The sequence below is a fragment of the Terrisporobacter mayombei genome, from assembly GCF_020748465.1.
Classification (GTDB): Bacteria; Bacillota; Clostridia; order Peptostreptococcales; family Peptostreptococcaceae; genus Terrisporobacter; species Terrisporobacter mayombei.
Map to the genome: position 1 here is coordinate 107771 of NZ_JAHZMP010000002.1, position 22273 is coordinate 130043.

The following is a 22273-nucleotide window of genomic DNA, read 5'->3' on the forward strand; positions in this document are numbered from 1 at the left end:
ATATGAAATTATTAGTAAGAGCACCAATAATAGAAGAAAGAAGAAAAGAACTAGAAGAAATGTTTGAAGAAGTAATATATGAACCTTGGACTGACTCAGGTGAAAGATATTATGAAGATGAAATGCTAGAAGTATTAAATAAATATGAACCAGATGCATTAATTACAGAGTTAGATAGAATAACAGAAAAAGTAGTAACAAATTATACAAAGTTAAAAGTCATAGGTGACTGTAGGGCTAACCCTGCAAATATTGATGTTCAAGCATGTAACAAAGCTAATATACCTATACTTTGCACACCTGCTAGAAATGCACAAGCTGTTGCAGAGATGTTAGTAGGTCTTTTGATTACATATATGAGAAACATTCCACAATCTATGCAATGGATAAAAGATGGAAAGTGGGTAGAAGGAACAACTCCTTACTATTCTTGGATGGGAAATGAGTTACAAGGCAAATCAATTGGATTTGTCGGATTTGGAGCTGTAGGTCAATCAGCAGCTAAAATGCTAGAATCATTTGGAATGAAAATTTCATTCTACGATCCTTTTGTAGAAAATCGCAAAGAAAACTACATTAAAGAAGACTTAGAAAGTATTTTTAAAAAATGTGATATAGTTTCTATTCACTTACCGGTATTAGAAAGCACAAAAAATATGATTAATATGTCTTTGTTGTCGCTTATGAAACCAGAAGCTATATTTGTAAATACAGCTAGGACAGCAGTAGTAAATAATAAAGATCTTTACAACATACTTAGTGATAAAAAAATAAAAGGTGCTATATTAGATGTACTAGAAACTGAGCCACCGACAAAAGAAGATTTAAAAATAGTTGAATTAGATAATGTTTTACTTACACCTCATATTTGCGGTGCAACACACGAAGTAACAGATCATCAATCTGATATAATAACTGAAAGACTAAAGAAATGGCTTAAAAAGGAAGACTTAGATAAAATAGTGTTTAATAAACAGATTTTGCTATAAGGAGCCTAATTATGGATAAAAATTATTTAATAGTTGATTTGGGAACGGGTAATACAAGAGTTGGATTAGTATCTTCCAGTGGAGAAATTCTTTGTATTAAATCATTTGAAAATAATTACTACAGAGATTATGAGTATGAGGATGCCCAGTATTTTATACCGACAGATTGGTCTAAACAAATTTTAAATTATATAAAAGAGATTATTAATGAATTTCCTGAAATAAAAATATCTGCCATAACTTCTGTGGGAGCACGTCAAAGTATTGTATTATACAATAAGCTTGGCGAAGCCTTTTATGGACTACCAAATATAGACAACAGAGGTGAAGCATGGGTAAGTGATGTGGGAAATTCAGTTGATGTTTATAAAAAAAGCGGAAGATGGCTTACATGTGATTTTCCAGCAGCAAAATTATTAGGCTTAAAGAAAAAACATATAGATATATACAATGAAATATTTAAATTTACAAGTTTAAGTGAATGGATCGGAGAAATATTTACAGGAAAGATATGTATTGAACCTTCTCAAGCATGTGAAACACAATTATTTGATATAGATAATCTTGATTGGTCATCAGTATTATGTGACTATTTTGGTGTTGATAAAAATATATTACCTGATATAAAATCAGCTGGGGAAATAATAGGAAACATAAGCTCTAAATTGTGTCAAGCATTAGGAATTGATGAAGATTGCGTGTTTATTGTAGGAGGAGCAGATACACAAGTAGCAGTAAAAGGAATTGAGATAAAAGAAGGAGAAGTAGCTATAGTATCAGGAACAACTTCTCCTGTAGTAGCAATTTCAAATGATAGGATTTATGATAAAGAAGAAAGATGTTGGACTGATAGTAACTTAAAAGGTGAAAATTATCAAATAGAAACAAACCCTGGAGTTACAGGTTTAAATTATCAACGACTTAAAAATTTGTTATGTCAAGATGTATCTTATGAGGAAATTGACAAAGAATTATTTAATAAGGATAACTATAAATGTATTTCTATTTTATCAACCTTATTTTTTGATGAAGCTAAATCCATAAAAACAGGTGGATTTATTATGAGACCTCCGTTTGATGGAAACATAGATAAATATGATTTTATGTGGTCAGTAGCAGCAGATATAGCTTGTTCAACATATCTTCAATATTGTAATTTAAATGATTTAATTGTAAATAGCAATGATTATATTTTAGGTTGTGGAGGTGGCTTACAATCTGAGTTTGTAAGTCAAATGATAGCAAATCTAACAAATAAGAAATTGTATGTTAGGAAAGGTTCTTCTCAAGCATCACTTAATGGCGGTATAAAGATTTGTAATGAGTATTTTAAAATAAATAATGGAGATATAGATAAAGGTTGCATTATTTATTATCCGTCTAAAAATCATTTTATTAAAAAATACTATAATCAATGGTTTGAAACTAGAAAAAATATTAATTAACTAATATAAAAAGTGTGTATCTTCAAATGAAAATACACACTTTCTTTTTACTTATTAAGTTTGATAATATTGCCGGATAGCTCATTAATACTATCAGTTAAAGCTTGCAACTTTCCTTCAATTCTAACTAATAAATAGAGAGAAATTGCAATAGGAAAGCCAAGATTTGCTATGATAGATTGAATATTATCCATATATATCACCTCAAACTATACTTCCAAATCGTACTCAGTAGTTGTAGATTCAACTACCTTAGCAGATACACAAGTGACTATGTCATACCCCTTTGGTTGGAAGATATTTTTATCTTTTATTAAGTTCATAGCATCTATTATCTCTTGTTCTTCAAGGTCTTCCCTTGGATCTTCAACAGTAATAGAAAAGCTATTACCTAAAGTATTTTTAAATGTCATTACAATTTTTTTTTCATCCATATTTTAACCTCCTAAAAATTAAATTAATTTACTACTCTGATAAAGAAGAGTTATCCACTCTGTTTGTACCACTTAAAGTATGTTGTTGCATACTTGCTATGACATTAACTACAGCCATAATATTTTCATTTGAAGCACCTGATTTTATACTTGAAAAAGTCTTAGTTTTTACTATTCTGTCTCCATTTAAATCTGTACCATGATCAAATTTAACTTTAACAGATGAAGCGTTGGGTGTTGAAACTACTGCCATATTATTACCTCCTTAAATTTTTTTAGCAACGGATTTATCGAAGCGCTAGCAAGGATATATTCTTGGCCACATGAACCTTGCCAGTTTTATTTGTGAGCTCACTTTCTACTTAAATAATAGTGGGAAATTAAAAATAAAGTTGAAAAATATATTTAGAAGTTTTATGCTAGAATAAATCGGGACCTAATTTAGTAAAATAAGTAAATATGATACAATGAAGATTTAAAATTATTATTTTATAAGGAGAATATATGAGTTTAGTACTTAGAAACATAAGCACAAATGACTATAAAGAAGTAGAAATTTTGACAAGAGAAGCATTTTGGAATATTTACAGACCTGGGTGTTGTGAGCATTTAGTGATACATAATATGCACAAGGATAAAAAATCCATTGAAGAATTGGAGTTAGTTGCTGTATATAACAACAAAATTATAGGTCATATAGCTTACACAAAGGGACATATTAAAGGAATTGATAATGAAACTTTTATTACTTTTGGACCACTAAGCATTATGCCAAAGTTCCAAGGAAAGGGTATAGGAAGTAAGCTAATTTTAGAAACATTACAAAAGACTGCCAAGCTTGGATATTCTGCTGTGTTTATTACGGGAGATAACAGCTACTATAGTAGATTTGGATTTGAATCGGCATCCAAATATGGTGTTCATATGGAAGGAATACCTATGGAAGATGAAGCTCCATTTTTTATGGTTAAATCACTTAAAAAAGATGCATTGGATGATGTAAGTGGATTCTATGTTTTTGATGATTGCTACAATGTGGATGAAGAAGCTGTAGAGGAATTTGATAAGAGATTTGAACCTAAAGAAGAAAATTAGGGAGATTAGTGTAAAAGGATTAAATGGTGTATTAAAATATGATACACCATTTTGTTATTTAAATCTTATAATTATTTTAATTTTCAAATGGAGATTTAGAATATAAGATAAAGTAACCTTGAGGATGTTGACACACTGGGCAAACTTTTGGTGCTTCTGTGCCAGTATGTATATGACCACAGTTTAAACAAATCCATTTTTCTTCTTTATCGCTTTTAAATAAAGTTCCATGTTCTATTTTTGATGCAAAATCTCCAAATCTATCACCATGTATTTTTTCTATATTGGATATTTGCTCAAAACTATTTGCTACAGCCATAAATCCTTCCTCCTTAGCTGTATTTGCAAAGCTTCTATATACTTCTTGCCATTCTTCATATTCATCGTGTTGAGCTGCTTTTAAAGTTTGAAGTATATTATCAAATATTTCTACAGGATAACCACCATCAATGTGTATAGTGCTGCCTGAAAGTTCTTTAAGGTGATTGTAAAATACTTTAGCATGTGCTCTCTCTTGATCGGCAGTATATAAAAAGTTCTTTTCTACTAAAGCTAGGTTTTCTTTTTTTGCCTGAGATGCACCAAATGTGTATCTATTTCGTGCTTGACTTTCTCCGGCAAAAGCTCTCATTAAGTTAATTTTAGTTTGACTATCTTTTAGTAAGTTCATAGTTTCCTCCTAAAGTTATAGTATGATTATTAAAGAGCTAGATTAGCTCTAACATTTTCATAAATTATTTTTGTTATGTGTATAAACACATTGATATAAGTTATATAAAAGTCAAATTTAGTATGTGTATTAATAGGTATTTTATTCCTAAGCGATGTTTTATATAATTAACAAAGTATACTATAGAGATTAAATTGGATGATGTAGATTGATTCTACTTTTTGATGATTGATACAATGTGATGAAGAAGCTGTAGATGAATTTGATAAGTTATTTGATGAGAAGAAGAAGGAAGTTAGAGAAGGTCAACTTAAGATGTAACATAAAAAACCATATTGAGTAAAAATCTCAATATGGTTTTCATTTATATATAATGAAGTAAATACTATTATTCAGCCTCTACATCACTATCAACAGAGTTGTTTTCTGTTACAGTTTTATAGAACCAGTCGCCACCTTTATCACATGATATACCAAGTAGAGCACCAAGTAATAAAGAAGGAACTAATAACATCCAATTACCACTAGCAGCGAATGTTGTAAAACATCCCATAAAAGTACCAGGAATAAAATCAAACCATTTTGATTTACCTATGATGCACATAATAAATGTAACTATGGCACACCAAACGCCTGTAGTGCCAAGTACTGGAACTAAACCAGATAAGGAGATAATTGTCATACCACAAATAACACCAGCCATGTTCGGCATAATAGTTTTTTTCAATCCTTCAACTCCATGATGACCACATGCAAAGTATGTAGTACATCCAGCGAAACCAGCCCATGTAAACAGTCCTAGAGCACCAGAAGCCCAGGCCCAGATACCACATAGGATGGCAGTCACTATTCCAAGGGCACATATATAGCTCATTTTTTTCATAGCATTCACCTATAATACTATAGATTTTCCGCGTTTGATAAATTGACCACGGTTGCTTTCACCTATATACTCACCATCTTTAGCTACAACATCACCTCTAGATAATGTCATAACAGGATATCCACTAACTTTTACACCTTCAAAAGCAGTATAGTCAACATTTTCATGAAGTACATCTTTTGTTATAGTAACTTCTTTGTTTGCATCATATAATACTAAGTCAGCATCGCTTCCTACAGCTATTGTACCTTTTTTAGGATACATACCAAATATTTTAGCAACGTTTGTAGAAGTTACTTCAACAACTTTATTTAAAGATAAACCATGTTTTGGCCCTTCTGAAAGCATTATTGCCATTCTAGTTTCTATACCAGGTCCACCATTTGGTATTTTAGTAAAATCATCTTTTCCTAATTCTTTTTGTTTCATAAAGAATGGGCAGTGATCAGTTGCAACTGTTTGTATTACGCCGTCTTTTAATTGTTGCCAAATGTAATCCCAGTTTTTCTTACTACGTAGAGGAGGTGACATTACATATTTAGCACCATTGAATCCTGGCTCATCGTAGTTATCTTCTGATAACATAACGTATTGAGGACAAGTTTCTCCCATTATTGGAAGTCCAGCTTCACGAGCTTCTTTTACTCTAGAAATTGATTCTTCACAACTATTGTGAACTATGTATAGAGGAGCGTTTGTTAATTTAGCAAGAGTAATGGCTCTATTAGCAGCTTCACCTTCACATGTTGCTGGTCTAGAAACAGCATGATATTTAGGTTCAGTTTTACCAGCTTCTAAAAGTTGTTTAGTTCTGTGATTTATAACATGATAGTTTTCACAGTGAACTCCAACTAAAGCGCCATGTTCTTTTGATTTTTCTAATATATTCATAAATGCAGCATCATTTACTCTCATAGCATCATAAACCATAAATACTTTAAAACTAGTTATACCTTCTTTAACCATAGTAGGTATTTCTGCTAAAGCATTTTCATCAGCTTTTGTTATAGCCACATGAAGACCATAGTCTACACATGATTTAGCACCTTTTTCTTTCCAAATTTTAACTGCATCAGCTAATGTTCCGCCAGCAGGTTGTATAGAATAATCTATAAAAGAAGTAGTACCACCTATTGCAGCAGCTTTAGAACCAGATTCAAAGTCGTCACTTGAAAAAGTTCCACCAAAAGGCATATCTAAGTGAGTATGAGCATCTATACCACCAGGTATTATTAACTTACCAGCAGCGTCTATTACAGTATCACATTCTAAGTTTTGGCCTATTTCAGCTATTATTCCATCTTTTATACCTAGATCACCTTTATATGTATCAGAAGCAGTTACTATCGTACCATTTTTTATTACTTTATCAAATTTACTCATAATTTCCTCCCCAATTATCTAAATTATTTTAAATTATGAATCTTTAATTATTAGTCTTCTAAATCAGCTTTTAGTACAGCGTTTAATAAAACAGTAGCTCCGTTAGCGCATTGCTCTGGAGTAGAGTACTCTTGCTCACAGTGAGAATGTCCGTCTTTTGAAACTACGAATATCATAGTTGTTGGCATTAAGTAATTTACGAACTGAGCATCATGTCCAGCACCTGAGTTAATGTATTGATGAGGTATATTTAACTCTTCAGCAGATTTTTTTACAAAGTTTACTAGTTCTTTATCGAAGTAAACTGTGTCTCTCTTCCAAGCTAATTGAACTTCGCATTTACATTTAGCCCATTCTTTACTTTCTAAACTTCTAACTATTTCATATACTTTTGCTAATAATTCTTGATCTTCATGACGAACGTCTATAGAAAATTCAACAAAATCAGGTATTACTGTATGTACGCATGGGTGACATACTATTTCACCAGTTGTATAAACTAATTCTTTATTTCCTAATTTATCGATTTCATTGTGTAAGTAACATAGAGCTTGAGATGCAGCATATAAAGCGTCTTGACGTTTGTGCATAGGAGTTGTACCAGCATGATCAGATTGACCATAGAATTTTATACGGCAGTTAAACATTCCAAGAACACAAGTAACAACGCCAACATCATTGTTAGCATCTTCTAAGATAGGACCTTGTTCTATGTGAAGTTCAAACATGCATTTATATTTATCAACATTTAAACGATTTTCTTTTTTACCTTTATATTTGAAGTTAGCTAATTGAGAACCAAAAGTAGTTGTTTTATCTAAAACGCTCTTAGAGCTCATCATGTTATCATATTCAAAGTTTTTTGCAATTTCATCAGGAAGTACATCGTGGCATACTATACCTGAACTCATCATTGCTGGTGGATATAAAGAACCTTCTTCATTTGTCCATATCATAGCAGTAAGTGGATGCTTGTGAGAAATTTTTTCAGTAGCAACAGTTTCTAACACTTCCATAGCTCCCATTACTCCTAATATACCATCATAGTTACCACCATTTTTTACAGAGTCACAGTGAGAGCCCATTACAATTCTTTTCGCATTAGGATCTGTACCAGGTAATGTAGCGTACATGTTTGCCATATCATCTGTTTCTATAACTGCACCAATTGCTTCCATTCTTTTAACAAATTCATTTCTAGCTTGAAGAGCTTCAGGAGATAATGAGTATCTTGTTATTCCACCATGTCCTGCATCTCCAAATTTTGAAAATGTTTTGATTTTATCTTCCATTCTTTCAGTACTACATCTAAACATACAAACTTCCCTCCATATAATTAAATTGATATAAGAAAGAAATGTAAACGTTTACACATCTTCTATACTAATTTTATAAGTCCAAAAAGTTAGAAAGTCAACTAAAAATTAAATTTTTAACTATTCCAAAATGGAATGCGTTAATTATATAACAAAAAATATCAACCTGAAATCATTGCAGTTATAAGAAAACTTAGATAAAATAAAAATGAATCAAACATTATAAAATAATCGGGGAAGGTAAATTATGGATATACGTCAAATTGCAGAAAAAGCTGGTGTATCAGTAGCAACTGTATCTAGGGTACAAAATCATCCAGAAACAGTTGCAAAAGCAACGAGGGAAAAAGTTCAGGCTATTATAGATGAATGCAACTATACACCAAATTGGTTTGCCAGAGGTATGAACTTAGGTAAAGCAGAAACTATTGGAATAATTGTTCCTGACATATTAAATCCAAGTTATATGGAAATTGTAAAAGGTATTGAGGATATTATGTCAGAAAGTGGTTACATCACAGTTATTTGTGATGGCTCATATGATGCTAAAAAAGAAGAAGATAGCATAGACAGCTTAATCAAAAGAAATACTGATGGACTGATAATTATTTCAAGTTCAATAAGCCGTAAAAAATTGCTTTCCATTAAATCAAAGGGAATTCCAATAGTATCTATAGGGGAAAGTAATGCTTGTAAAGAAATTGATACAGTAAAAATTGATTATGAAAAAGCAAGTTATAAAGCTACAAAGCATTTGATTGATATTGGATATGACAAAATAGCTATAATAAATGGTCCAAAAGAAAAAAGAGAAAACGCTCTAAGACTAGAGGGTTTTAAGAGAGCCTTGAAGAATAATAATATTAATATTGAAAATAATTATATCTTGCATTCCCAAACATCTCTAGATGAAGGATATTTGCTTACTAAGAAGTTGCTTAAGTTGAAAAATCCTCCAAGAGCAATTTTTGCTACAGACGATATTTTTGCTTTTGCATCAATGGCAGCATTAAGAGATAATGATATAAAAGTACCAGAGGATATGGCTGTGATAGGATTTGATAATATTCAACTTTCTAGAATGATTGAATCAAAATTAACAACAATAATAAATCCTCTACATAAACAAGGTGTTTTGGGAGCTAGATTATTAATAGATATAATTAATAACCAAGAATCTGAAGATAGTTTTACTCAAGAAATACTGCTAGAAACAAAGATTAAAATACGTAAATCATGTGGATATGGTAATAGGATAGGGGAGATATTTTAATTATGTTAGAGACGAACTTCATGGGATTAAAACTAAAAAATCCAATTATAATTTCAGCTGGCCCTTGGAATGGTGATGGAAAAAAGTTAAGAAATAACTTAAAAGCTGGGGCAGGAGCTGTAATTACAGAAACTATAGTAAGTGATCCATTTTCAAAGATAAGTGAACAAGTAGCATATAATGGTCAAGGATTGCAAAATATAAGATATTATAGTCGTTTTCAATTGGAAAGATGGCAAGAAGAACTAAAGATAGCCAAAAGTGATGGAGGAATTGTTATTGCAAGTATTTCAGGTCACTCACCATCAGAAGTTACATATTTAGCAAAAAAACTAGAAAAATATGGTGCAGATGCTATTGAGATATCTTTATCATGTCCTTTAGGTGAAGGAGTAGAGGTTCCTTGTTCTGATAGAAATTTTGTTTATGACATAGTAAAAGATGTAGTGGGAAATGTTAAAATACCAGTTATGGTGAAATTATCTCAACATGTAAATAATATAAGTGAAGTATCAAAAGCAGCTAAAAAAGCTGGGGCAAGTGCAATAAGCGCCATAAACACAATAAGATGTATTTTAGGCGTAAATATTGAAGAGGGAGTTCCTCTACTACCAACATATGGTGGATATTCTGGAGTACCTATTAGACCAATTGCTTTAGCCAGTGTAGCCTCTATTGCTCAATCTGTTCATATTCCTATTTGTGGTGTAGGAGGAATAGAAAACTATGAAAATGTAATAGAGTATATGATGTTAGGAGCATCAACAATACAAATTGGCACAGCCCTTATGTTAAATGGTGATAGTATAATTGGGAAAATATTAAATGATTTAGAAAAGTGGTTTAAAGATAAAAAAATTAGTTCAATAGATGAAATACGTGGAAAAGCTTTAGAACAGATTAAACCTTTAGATGAATTATCTTTGCAACCTATGACGTGCAAATGTGATGATAAAGTCTGTAAAGAAGGCTGTAATTTATGTATTGAGTACTGTTTGGAAAATGCAATAAAAGCAATTAATAATAATATAAAAATTGACAAATTGAAATGTATAGGATGTGGACTGTGTGTTCATATTTGTCCTGTAAATAAATTACAAATTTATGATGAGAATTAATGTACCAATAAGGTGCTATATAAGAAATTATATAGCACCTTTTTAATTTGAGTAAAAAAAACTTTAACAAAAAAATAACAAAAAAATTATTTTCTTGTTGACATTAACAAAAAATGGAAGTATAAATTAAGTATAAACGTAATGTAAACGTTTACAATAAATCCTTATCCTTAAAGAAAGGAGTCTAGCAAAAAGAAAGTATTTACAGTCAGGGTTAAGAGTAAGGTAAATAGGTATATGTTAGTTATAGGTATAGGTATATGTACGAAGGTAACAAAGCCTTATTGTGGCTTAAAATAAAAATAGTTTAGAAAGGAAAATGAAAATGGATCAAAGTAAAAAAACAGATAAGAATTTTGAATTAGTAATACGCGAAGAGGCTTCTAGATGTCTACTATGTCATGATGCACCATGTTCTAAAGCTTGTCCAGCTGGAACAAATCCAGCAAAATTTATAAGATCATTAAGATTTGAAAATCCAAAAGGGGCTATTGAAACAATAAAAGCTAACAATGTTTTAGGTGGAGTTTGTAGTAAGGTATGTCCATCAAAGGCATACTGTGAAGGAGCTTGTAGCAGAGTTGACCTAAAAACACCAATAAAAATAAAGATGCTTCAAGAATATTTAATGGAATTAGATAAAACATTAAACGTTCCAATGTTAAGAGAAAGAAAACATGTGGACAAAAAAGTTGGTATAGTTGGATCTGGACCAGCTGGTCTTGCAGCAGCAGTAGAATTAGTAAAAGAAGGATACAATGTAACAGTTTATGAAAGAGATGAAAAATTAGGTGGTTACTTATCTTATGGAATACCAAGTGATAGATTATCACAGGAATTAGTTGACCATGAAATAAATCAAGTAAAAGAATTAGGTGTTGAATTTAAAAATAACACTAAAGTAGAAAATCCAAATGATTTATTAAGTGACGGTTTTGATGCTGTTATATGGGCATGTGGACTTCACAAAGGTAAAACATTAAACATAGATGGAACGAATTTAGAGAATGTGGAAATAGGCGTTGACTATTTAAGAAAAGTTAAAGAAGATGCTAAAAATCTATATGCAGGTAAAAATGTTATAGTAATCGGTGGCGGAGACGTTGCTATGGACGTTGCTAGAACTGCAAAATTAAGAGGAGCAGAAAACGTAAATATATTATACAGAAGAACTGAAAATGAAATGCCAGCATACATAGATGAAAAAGTTGAAACAAAAGAAGCTGGTGTAAATATATTTGTAAAATTCAAACCTGTTAGTATAGAAGGAAATTCAAAAGTAGAAAAAGCCACTTTTGAAAGTTTAGGTAATGATACAACTATTACAATGAAATGTGATCAGTATATATTAGCAATAAGTCAAGAAAGTGAAAGAAATATAGAAGACTTAGTAGATGCTTCAAAAGGAATATTTGCAGCAGGAGACGTGGTTTCTAGCGATAAAACTGTTGTTTATGCAATAAAGAGTGGTAAAGAAGTAGCTAATAAAGTTATTGAATATGTAAATAATACATGTTCAGTAAAATGCTAATAAAAAATATATTTAATATCCCTAAATAAAGAAAGGTGGGCAAATAATGTTTAAGAAAGATTTATCAATTGAATTTTGTGGTGTTAAGTGTGAAAATCCATTTTTTCTATCTTCTTCACCTGTAGATAACTGTTATGAAATGTGTGCTAAAGCTTTAGAAACTGGATGGGGTGGAGTTGTATTTAAAACTCTTGGTTTCTTTATACCAACAGATTGTTCTCCAAGATTCGATGCTTTAAGAAAGGAAAGTACTGAATTTGTTGGATTTAAAAATATGGAACAAATTTCAGAACATCCATTGGAAGAAAGCTTAGAAGCTTTAAAAATGTTAAAAACTAATTATCCTACAAAGGTTATCGTTGCATCTATAATGGGTCAAGACGAAAAAGAATGGGAAGAATTAGCTAGATTAGTTACAGAAGCTGGAGCAGATATGATAGAATGTAACTTCTCATGTCCTCAAATGACTAGTCATGCTATGGGATCAGATGTTGGTCAAAACCCAGAATTAGTTAAAACATACTGTGAAGCAGTAGCTAGAGGATCTAAATTACCAATACTAGCAAAAATGACACCAAACATAGGTGATATGAATATACCAGCAATAGCATCTATGGAAGGTGGAGCAGCAGGTATATCTACTATAAATACTATAAAATCAATAACTGGAATAGATTTTGATAAGATGATAGGATTACCAGTAGTTAATGGTAAATCTTCTATATCTGGTTATTCAGGAAAAGCTGTTAAACCTATAGCATTAAGATTTATACAACAAATGAGAACAGATGATAAGTTAAAAAATGTTCCTATAAGTGGTATAGGTGGTATAGAAACTTGGCAAGATGCATTAGAATTCATATTATTAGGAGCAAGTAACTTACAAGTTACAACTGCTGTTATGCAATATGGATATAGAATAGTTGAAGATATGATAAGTGGATTATCATACTTCATGGAAGAAAAAGGAATAGACAAATTACAAGATTTAGTAGGAGTTGCAAACTGCAACATAATACCTGCTGAAGATATAGATCGTACATTTGTAATTTATCCAGAAATAAATAAAGATAAATGTATAGGTTGTGGAAGATGTTACGTTTCTTGTTTTGACGGAGGACATCAAGCATATACATACAATGAAGAAACTAGAGAAATCACATTAAATAAAGACAAGTGTGTTGGATGTCATTTATGTAGTTTAGTATGTCCAGTAGGAGCAATAGACAAGGGCGAAATAATGTTTAGAGATGGAAAAGAAAAAGAAATAGTTATGTAATATTCAAATAAATTAAAGAGCCATATGAAGTAATTCACTTACTTCATATGGCTCTTTTTTATTTGAGCAAGGTCCTTGCCTGGAATTTCATAGCGCCCACGCAGTGGCTTAAAGGAAGCGAGTTTTTTATGTTATAATATTGCTCGTATTAAAATATTATATTAATAAATCTAGCAATTTCCTAGGACTTGTTCGAGAAGTATAGATTGACTATTTTAACTATACTAAAATAGCTTAACATATTGAAAATACCCAACTATGACATTTTATAGCAGCATTTTTTCTATATTATCGGATGCTTTTTTATCCATTTCTTTTAAAATATGAGAATAAATATTCATTGTTATATTTATTTCAGTATGATCTAATCTTTCAGATACAATTTTCATATCAGTGATGTTAGTATAAGTGTATAGACACATTTAATCGAACGAATTATATAAATCAAGAAAATCATTAGCTGGGCTACACAGTGAGTATGGCATACCAAAATCAATAATATCTACATGGATAAAAAATAACTTTCAGATATTATCATCTTCTGATGTTAATGATGATATGACATTTTAAAGAAAGAATAAGTTTATAGGGTTAAGTATTTTGATTTTGAGTCTGCAAAACTAAGATTATTTGAATTCATGGAAGTATTGGTTTCATATCACCAGATGAATGCGAAAAAATAGCTAGAGCAAGTTAAAAATTCAATTATTTGTGTCTAAAATATTGACATAGATCTAATAAGAGAGGCGAAATAATAATGAATTAAACGCGAAGTTAATAAAAGCTAAGGTGCCAAAAGATGCATATTCATTAGACGGTGGTCTGCCTAATGAAATGTATTGTTTGAATTATTTAATTGGCAAAAAAAAATGGCAAGTGTACTATAGTGAACGAGGCGTGAAAACAGGACTGAAAGAATTTGAGAGTGAAGATGAAGCTTGTAATTACTTTTATGATTCGTTAATTGATATTTTGAAATCTATGAAAATTATATAACTATTAAATATAAGCACTTTACAAATAAACGTAGTAGGTGCTTTTTTATGTGCAAAATTAGGAGAAATAAATGTATCTCTATTTAAAAAAATGAAAAAATTGATAAGCATATTCGAGAAGAATATGATGCTAGACTTGAAAAATTGTATGATAAAATATTTAATAAATAGGAGTAACAGTAATATGAAAAAAATAATTGCAAGATGTAAAATGGTGGCTAATCACACTATGAAAAGCGTTGGTACATAAAAAGAATAGAAAATTATTTTTAAAATAGGAGTGATAAGGATGAATATAAAAGACCTAGAAAATAGTATTAAAAAGGTAATAGATATATTAGAAAAAGAGTACGCTAGTCAATTGACCAGTGGTGTATTAGAATTGATATATAAGAGATATGTTAACGCTATAAGTTGTATAACGAACAAAGATTTAATGGATATAAAAATATCTGGTGGAGTGAGAGCCTATTTAGATAGTTACAATGATTATACATGTCCATTGGTAATTGCAATGGATGAGGCTGAAATATTATATAAAGATATTTTAAAGAAGATATAATACTATATGCAGAAACACAGTTTGGTCATCAGAAGAAAGTGGACTATCTCATTATAGTGACTGTGATACTAATAAGGAAATGATAGATTCCTTTGCTAGATAAATGCCCAATATAATTGAAGTATTTGGTGAAATAGAAATAATATAGTGAATTAACTATTGGCAACTTTAAATAGAATAATCAATATTAAAAATAAGTCCTTATAACTAAGGGCTTATTTTTATTGTTAAATAAAGTGGTGTTTCCTATGGGTTGAATCCAATATTTAATGAAAAATTATATGATTAATCTTCTCTTAAATACGTGTTTTTTTCAAAAAAACTCTACCAAAAAATCATGGTATTTTATGCTACAAAATATTAAATTATCTTCCTTTCATAGATGAAACATGTAAATATGTAAAACTTACTTCCATATAAGACCTACAGCGGGTGGAGGGTTTTTTAAAAATGCCTTAAACCTTTTGAATTTAGTTGTTTTTACTTTGTTGACAGTACAGTTGCTATACAAGATATAACTTAATTAAGATAGTAATTTGAAGTAAGACAAAATTAAAAATGTATATATAGAAAATAGATAAAAGAAAGGATGAAATAACGTATGGATTTTTCATTAACTAGAGAACAGGAAATGATAAAAAGATTAGCCGGACAGTTTGCACAAGAAGTGTTAGATCCAGTTGCAGCTGAGGTTGATGCTGAGCATACTTTTCCAGTTGATAATTTCAAGAAAATGGCTGATATAGGATTTACAGGTATAGGTGTTCCTAAAGAGTATGGTGGATCAGGGGGCGGTGCCTTGGAAGAGGTATTAGCAGTTTCTGAATTTGCAAAGAAATGCATGTCTTCTTCAGCCATATTATCAATCCATTTAATTGCACCTCATGCCATTTATAAATTTGGAAATGAAGAACAAAAACAAAGTTTTCTACCAAAACTTACTAAGGGTGGATATTTGGGAGCATTTGCTCTTACTGAACCAAATGCAGGTTCAGATGCAGGTGCTGTAAAGACTACAGCAATACTTGATCCTGAAACAAACGAGTATGTATTAAATGGTACTAAGTGTTTTATTTCTGGAGGTAGCCGTGCAGATATAGTATTATTATTTGTTCTTACTCAGCCAGAAAAAGGATTAAAAGGAATGTCAGCAATATTAGTTGAAAAAGGCACTCCAGGATTTAGTATTGGTAAAGTAGAGTCAAAAATGGGACTTAGTGGTTCTGAAACTGCTGAATTAATATTTGAAGATTGTAGAGTTCCAGCATCTAACCTTCTAGGAAAAGAAGGCCAAGGATTTAAAATAGCAATGCAAGCTCTTGATGGCGCTCGTATAGGAACAGGTGCTCAAGCAGTAGGTGTTGCAGAGGGAGCTTTAGAACTATCAGTTAAATATACAAAAGAACGTGTACAATTTGGAAAACCAATAGGTGCTTTACAAGGAATACAGTGGTATATAGCTGATATGGCTACTAAAACAGAAGCAGCTAAATCACTTGTTTATTATGCAGCATATTTAAAAGATGCAGATAAACCTCACACAACAGAAGCGGCTATGTGTAAATTAAATGCAGCAGAAAATGCACGTTTTGTAACGAATTTGGCACTCCAAATTCACGGTGGATATGGTTATATGAAAGACTATCCACTTGAAAGAATGTATCGTGATGCTAAGATTACTGAAATTTATGAAGGTACTTCTGAAATTCACAAGGTAGTTATAGCAAGGGCAGTTATGAAATAAGGAAAAAGGAGTGTATTAAATAATGAGAATTTATGTTTGTGTTAAACAAGTACCAGATACATCTGGAAAAGTAGCTGTTAATCCAGATGGAACACTTAATCGTGGTTCCATGTCTACTATTATAAATCCAGATGACATGATTGCTATAGAGCAAGCTTTAAAAATAAAAGATGAATTAGGATGTCAGGTAACAGCAATAACAATGGGACCTCCTCAAGCAGAAAAAATGCTTAGAGAAATACTTGCCATGGGTGCAGATGACGCTGTACTTATATCTTCACGTGAGTTTGGTGGTTCTGATACTTTTGCCACATCACAAATTATTGCAGCAGGAATTACTCACTTAGGTATAAGTGATGAGGATATAATCTTCTGTGGACGTCAAGCAATAGACGGAGATACTGCACAAGTTGGACCACAAATTGCAGAAAAACTAAACATTCCACAAGTTACTTATGCAGCAACAATTAAAAAAGAAGATAATAAATTAGCTATAAAACGTATGCTTGAAGATGGATATATGATGGTAGAAGTTAAGACTCCTTGTCTTATAACATGTGTGAAAGAAGACAATATATTACCTCGTTATATGACTATTAACGGAATTATGGAATGTTATAGCAAACCACTTACTGTTCTTAATTTTGAAGCATTAAAGGATGAACCACTAATTGACATAGATACTATAGGTCTTAAAGGTTCACCTACTAATATATTTAAGTCATTTACACCACCACAAAAAGGCGTGGGAATAATGCTTGAAGGTGATAGTAAGGAAACAGTAGCTGAGTTAACTAGTAAATTAGAAAAACTACATGTTATTTAATTGTGAAAGGAGACAATCAAATATGGAATTTAATAGTTCTCGTATAGAAGAATTTAAAGATATTTGGGTATTTTGTGAACAACGTCATGGACAGATGATGAATACAAATTTTGAATTAATATCTGAAGGACGTAAACTAGCTGATGAAAGAGGTTCAAAACTTATTGGTGTAATCCTTGGACATAATATAGCTCACCTTGCAAAAGAGCTTGGGGGTTATGGAGCAGACAAAGTAATTATCTGTGATGATGAAAATCTAAAAGAATATACTACTGATGCATATACAAAGGTATTTTGTGATGTAGTAATGGATAAAAAACCAGAAGTTGTATTAATCGGTGCATCTAATATAGGAAGGGATTTGGCACCAAGATGTGCAGCTAGACTACACACAGGACTTACAGCTGACTGTACACACTTAGATATAGACATGAATAATTATGTTGATTTTATAGAAACATCTTCTACTCTTGATTTGTCAAAGACAAAATTCAAAATGGAAGATACAAACTTAAAAATGACAAGACCCGCATTTGGTGGTCACTTAATGGCTACAATAATATGTCCTAGATTTAGACCTTGTATGTCAACAGTTAGACCAGGTGTTATGACAAAAGGCGAATTTAGCGAAGAAAAAGCAAAAGCTTGTGAAGTTGAAATATATCCAGTTAGCATAGATGAAAACGACTTACAAACAAAGGTTTTAGAAGTTGTAAAAGAAGCTAAACACATGGTGGATCTTATAGGAGCAGAGATAATAGTTTCTGTAGGCCGTGGAATTAGCAAAGATATTGAAAAAGGAGTACAACTTGCTAAGGAACTTGCAGATGCTTTTGGCGGAGGAGTTGTAGGAGGTAGCCGTGCTGTTGTAGATTCTGGCTGGTTATCAGCAGATCACCAGGTAGGGCAAACAGGAAAAACAGTTCACCCAAAAGTATATGTAGCTTTAGGTATATCAGGAGCAATTCAACACAAAGCTGGTATGCAAGACTCTGAGTTGATTATCGCAGTAAACAAAGATGAAAAAGCACCAATATTTGACTGTGCTGACTTTGGTATAAGTGGAGATTTATTTAAAATTGTTCCAATGATGATAGATAGCATAAAAGAAGTTAAAAACAATAAATAAATAGGCAATAGATGTATGACAATAGATATCTGCCTCTAGTTATCTAATTGCAAATCCATAATAAGTACCTTTGTAGCTTTAATATTTAATATTAGATTTATGGAGGATATAATGAATAACTTAAACAAAAATGGAGATTTAAAACTACCAGCTTTATTTATGATGGGTGGAGCATTGTTTTCCATGCACTTTGGAGCATCAAGCATGGTTTGGCCAATGAACTGGGGAAAAGAGAGTGGTTCATCTGTACTAATAGCTTTTGCTGGGGCATTTATTACATCATTGTTACTTACGCTACTTGCTTATATTGCATTATCACGAGGAAATGGTAGTTATAGTAAAATTGCAAATCGTGTTTTAGGTAAAAAATTAGGTAAATTTTATACAGTACTAACAATTGTTATACTGGGCCCCCTATATGCTATACCTCGTATGAGCGCGGCAGCATGGGACTCAATAGTTCAAGCCTTTGGGCTAAATTCACAAGCTAGATTACCTCTTATTATATTCACAATTATATTTTATCTAGTGACTTATGTGTTTTTAATTAGTCCAGGGAAAACAATGGATCGTATTTCTCAAATTCTATTTCCATTACTTATTATTATAGTAATAATCGTTGTAGGAAAGGGACTTATAGATCCAATATCAACACCAGTAGCAAAATCTTATGAAGGTTCAGCCTTCTCCTATGGTTTTACTAATGGATATGCAACAGCTGAAATACTTTGTGCCCTAATATTTGGTGTGGTTATATTAAACTCACTAAAAGAGAAGGGCGTTTCAGAAGAACGTATGAGCAAAAATATTATTAGAGTCGGCATAATAGGTATTGTACTTCTAACTATTACACATTTATGCCACATGCTAATAGGTGCTTCAACAGGAGGCACAATAGATTTAACTTATACAGCTCTTTATACTGCAGTATCCACTAAGCTATTAGGAAAAGCTGGTGGAATATTATTCTCAGTAGCACTATTCTTTGCAGCTCTTACTACTGCAATAGGAATGACTTCTGGATGTGCAGAATTTTTCGTAGACACTACACATGGAAAAATCGATTACAAGAGAGCATCTATTTCCATATTAGTACTTAGTACAATCTTTGGATGTATGGGACTTTCATCAATCCTTGAAATTTTAGGACCAATACTTGATGGAATATATCCAGCAGCAATAGTACTTGTAATATATTATGCTCTTGTACCAAACAGCCAAGATAAAAGAAGATTAAAAGTATGTTCTTATGCAATGATAACAGCGTTAATATTTGGTGCTATTGATACAATTTACGCTTATGGAATTAAATTAAATATAAATTTAGGAATTTTGAACAAGTTCTATGAGGCACTTCCTCTATCATCTGAAAAGCTTGCATGGTTTCCATGGACAATGGCAGTTGCCATTATTGGATGTTTAATAATAATATGCAAGAAAGAGAAGATAGACGATGTTGTTAGTTAAAAAAATTATTTGGAGGAGTTATTATGAGAAAAGTATCTTATTTAAGTTATAACATGACAACTGCAGATGCAGCTAACCCAGATGGATTAATATCAATCGGACGTCAGTTTGATTTTATAGGTGACGTTGAAACAGAAGAAATGATTTTATGTGATGGTGATGAGTCACTTTGCTTAGGATATCACGATGTAAAATGTTACAAAGATGTTTATGTAGGAGATATGGTTGATTACAAAGCAACATTAGTAAAGGTTGGGAATTCTTCTCGTGACTGTAAAATAGAAGTTTACAAACTTGCTACTCCAGCATTTCGTGAAGGAAAAACAGATTGTAAACAAGGTGAAATGATTTGGTTTGATGAGCCAGTACTTTGTACAGAAGGATATGTACGTTTGGTAGTTAAAAAACACCTACAACGTGGAGAACAACCAGAAGGATTAGTTACAGATCCATGGTTCCCACTTGATGATTTTCCAGAGGAAGCAGAAGCAGAAATATAAGTTTTAAATTTAAATAAAAAATAATATGAAAAGGGGAGTTAAACTATGAACGAACAACAGACAGTAACATTACGTTATAGAATGTCAAATAGAGATGTTTTTTATCTTGGTGGATTAATAAATGGAGCAAGAAATATTACTCTATTGAATGATACAGCAGTAAGACTAATGGCTAAGGTATTTGGAAATACAGGTCACTGTGTGGAAGTTAAAAAAATACGTTTATATACACCATCTCAAGCAGGAGACTATATGGAATATATAGCAAGAGCTAAGAAAATAGAAGGCAATCGTGCATTAATTGAAGTAAGAGCTTTCAAAGTTATAGAAGTTCCTAAAAACCCTCCATTCCCAAGTTCAATAGATGTATTACCAGAACCAGTATTATCTACAGTAGCACAATTTGTTTACGAAACTTTTTAAAATATTCAATAAAGGAGAGTAATAGTCATGAAAAAAGCACTTGAAGGATTAAAAGTTGTGGATCTTACTTCAGCATTAAATGGACCATTTTGTACAATGATGTTAGCTGACTATGGTGCAGATGTTATAAAAATAGAACCTGTTAATGGAGACCAATGTCGTGAATGGGGTCCAATAGATGAAAAAAGTGGTGAAAGTGGTTTTTACTGCTATGTAAATCGTAATAAAAAAGGTGTTACTCTTAACCTTAAATCAGAAAAAGGTAAAAAAATGTTCTATGACTTAGTTAAAGATGCAGACGTAGTTGTAGAAAATTATAAAGGAGGAGTTACTACAAGACTTGGAATAGATTATGAATCTGTTAAAAAAGTAAATCCTTCTATAATATATGCATCAGGATCAGGCTTTGGACAAAACAGTCCTATATCTCATAGAGCTTGTTATGACATAGTAGCACAAGCTATGGGAGGTATGATAAACCTTACTGGTTATAAAGAAAATAATCCAGTAAAAGTTGGACCTTCTATTGCAGACCACGTTGCTGGAATTTACTTAACAGTTGGCTTATTAATAGCACTTTATAATAGAGAAAAAACTGGTGAAGGACAACTTGTTGATGTATCAATGATAGATACAATATTTAGTTTACTTGAAAATGCCCTTGTTAACTATACAGTGGGAGGAATTATACCAGAGCGTAATGGAAATATAGACCCTTCAATAGCTCCATTTGATGTATATGAATGTAAGGATGGTTTTGTTGCTGTAGGTGTTGGTAACGACAGACTTTTCGAAAAGTTCTGTAAAACAATAAATCATGAAGAGCTATTAGAAGATCCAAGATTTACAACAAATGATCTACGTTGTAAAAATTACGTTCCAGATTTAAAAAATTTAATTGGACAGTGGTGTAAGGATTATAGTAAAAAAGAAATGGAAGATATTATGGACCAAGCAGGAATACCATGCGGACCTATCTTAAATGTTAAGGAAGCTATTGAGCATCCACATATTCAAGCACGTGAGATGATGGTACACTGTGAGCATCCAACTGCTGGAGATCAATATTTCCAAGGATGTGTTATGAAACTTTCAGAGACTCCAGGTAGTGTGGATACACCAGCACCACTTCTTGGTCAACACAATGCAGAAATTTTTGGATTGAGTGAAGAAGAAGTAAAAGAATTAAAACAAGAAGGCGTAATATAGGT

At 31.6% G+C, this 22273-nt stretch carries 25 protein-coding genes; 17 read left to right on the forward strand and 8 right to left on the reverse strand.

Features of this window, described 5'->3' with window-relative positions:
- The first annotated feature begins 2 nt into the window (after positions 1-2).
- Together K0039_RS06770 and K0039_RS06775 are read left to right on the forward strand one after the other, a co-directional pair.
- Entirely contained in the window at positions 3-989 is a 987-nt protein-coding gene (locus tag K0039_RS06770; RefSeq protein WP_228104294.1) for a 2-hydroxyacid dehydrogenase, read from the forward strand.
- An 11-nt stretch (positions 990-1000) separates the two neighbouring features.
- Positions 1001-2434 carry an FGGY-family carbohydrate kinase gene (locus tag K0039_RS06775; protein ID WP_228104295.1) on the forward strand — a complete coding sequence of 478 codons (1434 nt, stop codon included), beginning with the start codon at positions 1001-1003 and terminating at the stop codon, positions 2432-2434.
- A 47-nt stretch (positions 2435-2481) separates the two neighbouring features.
- On the opposite strand, the gene K0039_RS06780 is transcribed toward K0039_RS06775, so the two are convergent.
- The 3 genes from K0039_RS06780 to K0039_RS06790 are packed head-to-tail and all read right to left on the reverse strand — an operon-like array spanning position 2482 to position 3121.
- The gene (locus tag K0039_RS06780; protein WP_228104296.1) at positions 2482-2628 is read right to left on the reverse strand and encodes a YvrJ family protein; all 147 of its coding nucleotides are present in this window, start codon (positions 2626-2628) and stop codon (positions 2482-2484) included.
- A 15-nt stretch (positions 2629-2643) separates the two neighbouring features.
- Positions 2644-2868, reverse strand: a complete 225-nt coding sequence (locus tag K0039_RS06785; protein ID WP_228104297.1) for a DUF2922 domain-containing protein — start codon at positions 2866-2868, stop codon at positions 2644-2646.
- Positions 2869-2899: 31 nt separating this feature from the next.
- Complete coding sequence (locus K0039_RS06790) at positions 2900-3121, reverse strand: DUF1659 domain-containing protein (RefSeq protein WP_228104298.1); 222 nt, start codon at positions 3119-3121, stop codon at positions 2900-2902.
- Positions 3122-3372: 251 nt separating this feature from the next.
- On the opposite strand from K0039_RS06790, the gene K0039_RS06795 reads away from it, so the two are divergent.
- The gene (locus tag K0039_RS06795) at positions 3373-3963 is read left to right on the forward strand and encodes a GNAT family N-acetyltransferase (RefSeq protein WP_228104299.1); all 591 of its coding nucleotides are present in this window, start codon (positions 3373-3375) and stop codon (positions 3961-3963) included.
- Positions 3964-4039: 76 nt separating this feature from the next.
- Here the strand turns inward: K0039_RS06795 and rbr are convergent, their stop codons facing one another.
- The 4 genes from rbr to K0039_RS06815 form a co-directional block, all read right to left on the reverse strand.
- On the reverse strand, positions 4040-4633 hold the full coding sequence (gene rbr, locus K0039_RS06800; protein ID WP_228104300.1) for a rubrerythrin: 594 nt from the start codon (positions 4631-4633) through the stop codon (positions 4040-4042).
- Between the two features lie 388 nt (positions 4634-5021).
- The gene (locus K0039_RS06805) at positions 5022-5516 is read right to left on the reverse strand and encodes a DUF1097 domain-containing protein (protein WP_228104301.1); all 495 of its coding nucleotides are present in this window, start codon (positions 5514-5516) and stop codon (positions 5022-5024) included.
- 9 nt (positions 5517-5525) lie between these two features.
- Positions 5526-6899: a dihydropyrimidinase gene (gene hydA, locus K0039_RS06810; protein ID WP_228104302.1), complete on the reverse strand. Its 1374-nt coding sequence runs from the start codon at positions 6897-6899 to the stop codon at positions 5526-5528.
- Between the two features lie 50 nt (positions 6900-6949).
- A complete protein-coding gene (locus K0039_RS06815; protein WP_228104303.1) occupies positions 6950-8215 on the reverse strand; it encodes a Zn-dependent hydrolase in 1266 nt (421 codons plus the stop codon).
- Positions 8216-8462: 247 nt separating this feature from the next.
- Between K0039_RS06815 and K0039_RS06820 the strand changes: the two genes are divergently transcribed.
- From K0039_RS06820 to preA, 4 genes are all read left to right on the forward strand, one after another.
- The gene (locus K0039_RS06820; protein ID WP_228104304.1) at positions 8463-9488 is read left to right on the forward strand and encodes a LacI family DNA-binding transcriptional regulator; all 1026 of its coding nucleotides are present in this window, start codon (positions 8463-8465) and stop codon (positions 9486-9488) included.
- Between the two features lie 2 nt (positions 9489-9490).
- The gene (locus tag K0039_RS06825) at positions 9491-10606 is read left to right on the forward strand and encodes a 4Fe-4S binding protein (RefSeq protein ID WP_228104305.1); all 1116 of its coding nucleotides are present in this window, start codon (positions 9491-9493) and stop codon (positions 10604-10606) included.
- Between the two features lie 325 nt (positions 10607-10931).
- Entirely contained in the window at positions 10932-12137 is a 1206-nt protein-coding gene (locus K0039_RS06830; protein ID WP_228104306.1) for an FAD-dependent oxidoreductase, read from the forward strand.
- A gap of 46 nt (positions 12138-12183) precedes the next feature.
- Positions 12184-13416, forward strand: a complete 1233-nt coding sequence (preA, locus tag K0039_RS06835) for an NAD-dependent dihydropyrimidine dehydrogenase subunit PreA (RefSeq protein ID WP_228104307.1) — start codon at positions 12184-12186, stop codon at positions 13414-13416.
- Positions 13417-13682: 266 nt separating this feature from the next.
- Here preA and K0039_RS06840 read toward each other — a convergent pair whose 3' ends face one another.
- A complete protein-coding gene (locus K0039_RS06840) occupies positions 13683-13805 on the reverse strand; it encodes an integrase (protein WP_228104308.1) in 123 nt (40 codons plus the stop codon).
- A gap of 400 nt (positions 13806-14205) precedes the next feature.
- Here K0039_RS06840 and K0039_RS06845 point away from each other — a divergent pair, with 400 nt between their 5' ends.
- From K0039_RS06845 to K0039_RS06890, 10 genes are all read left to right on the forward strand, one after another.
- Positions 14206-14412, forward strand: a complete 207-nt coding sequence (locus K0039_RS06845) for a hypothetical protein (RefSeq protein ID WP_228104309.1) — start codon at positions 14206-14208, stop codon at positions 14410-14412.
- A gap of 90 nt (positions 14413-14502) precedes the next feature.
- A complete protein-coding gene (locus K0039_RS06850) occupies positions 14503-14661 on the forward strand; it encodes a hypothetical protein (protein ID WP_228104310.1) in 159 nt (52 codons plus the stop codon).
- Between the two features lie 39 nt (positions 14662-14700).
- Positions 14701-14973, forward strand: coding sequence for a hypothetical protein (locus K0039_RS06855; protein WP_228104311.1), 273 nt, complete (start codon positions 14701-14703; stop codon positions 14971-14973).
- 601 nt (positions 14974-15574) lie between these two features.
- On the forward strand, positions 15575-16717 hold the full coding sequence (acrC, locus tag K0039_RS06860) for an acryloyl-CoA reductase (RefSeq protein WP_228104312.1): 1143 nt from the start codon (positions 15575-15577) through the stop codon (positions 16715-16717).
- Positions 16718-16739: 22 nt separating this feature from the next.
- Positions 16740-17543 carry an acryloyl-CoA reductase electron transfer subunit gamma gene (acrB, locus tag K0039_RS06865; protein WP_228104313.1) on the forward strand — a complete coding sequence of 268 codons (804 nt, stop codon included), beginning with the start codon at positions 16740-16742 and terminating at the stop codon, positions 17541-17543.
- A gap of 22 nt (positions 17544-17565) precedes the next feature.
- The gene (gene acrA / locus K0039_RS06870) at positions 17566-18672 is read left to right on the forward strand and encodes an acryloyl-CoA reductase electron transfer subunit beta (protein ID WP_228104314.1); all 1107 of its coding nucleotides are present in this window, start codon (positions 17566-17568) and stop codon (positions 18670-18672) included.
- 111 nt (positions 18673-18783) lie between these two features.
- Positions 18784-20139 (forward strand): branched-chain amino acid transport system II carrier protein, encoded by a 1356-nt coding sequence (brnQ, locus tag K0039_RS06875; protein ID WP_228104315.1) that lies wholly within the window; start codon positions 18784-18786, stop codon positions 20137-20139.
- A gap of 23 nt (positions 20140-20162) precedes the next feature.
- Positions 20163-20639 (forward strand): beta-alanyl-CoA:ammonia lyase, encoded by a 477-nt coding sequence (locus K0039_RS06880; RefSeq protein WP_228104316.1) that lies wholly within the window; start codon positions 20163-20165, stop codon positions 20637-20639.
- A gap of 45 nt (positions 20640-20684) precedes the next feature.
- Positions 20685-21062 (forward strand): acyl-CoA hydrolase, encoded by a 378-nt coding sequence (locus K0039_RS06885; RefSeq protein ID WP_228104317.1) that lies wholly within the window; start codon positions 20685-20687, stop codon positions 21060-21062.
- A gap of 27 nt (positions 21063-21089) precedes the next feature.
- Positions 21090-22271: a CaiB/BaiF CoA transferase family protein gene (locus tag K0039_RS06890; RefSeq protein ID WP_228104318.1), complete on the forward strand. Its 1182-nt coding sequence runs from the start codon at positions 21090-21092 to the stop codon at positions 22269-22271.
- The last annotated feature ends 2 nt before the right edge of the window (positions 22272-22273 follow it).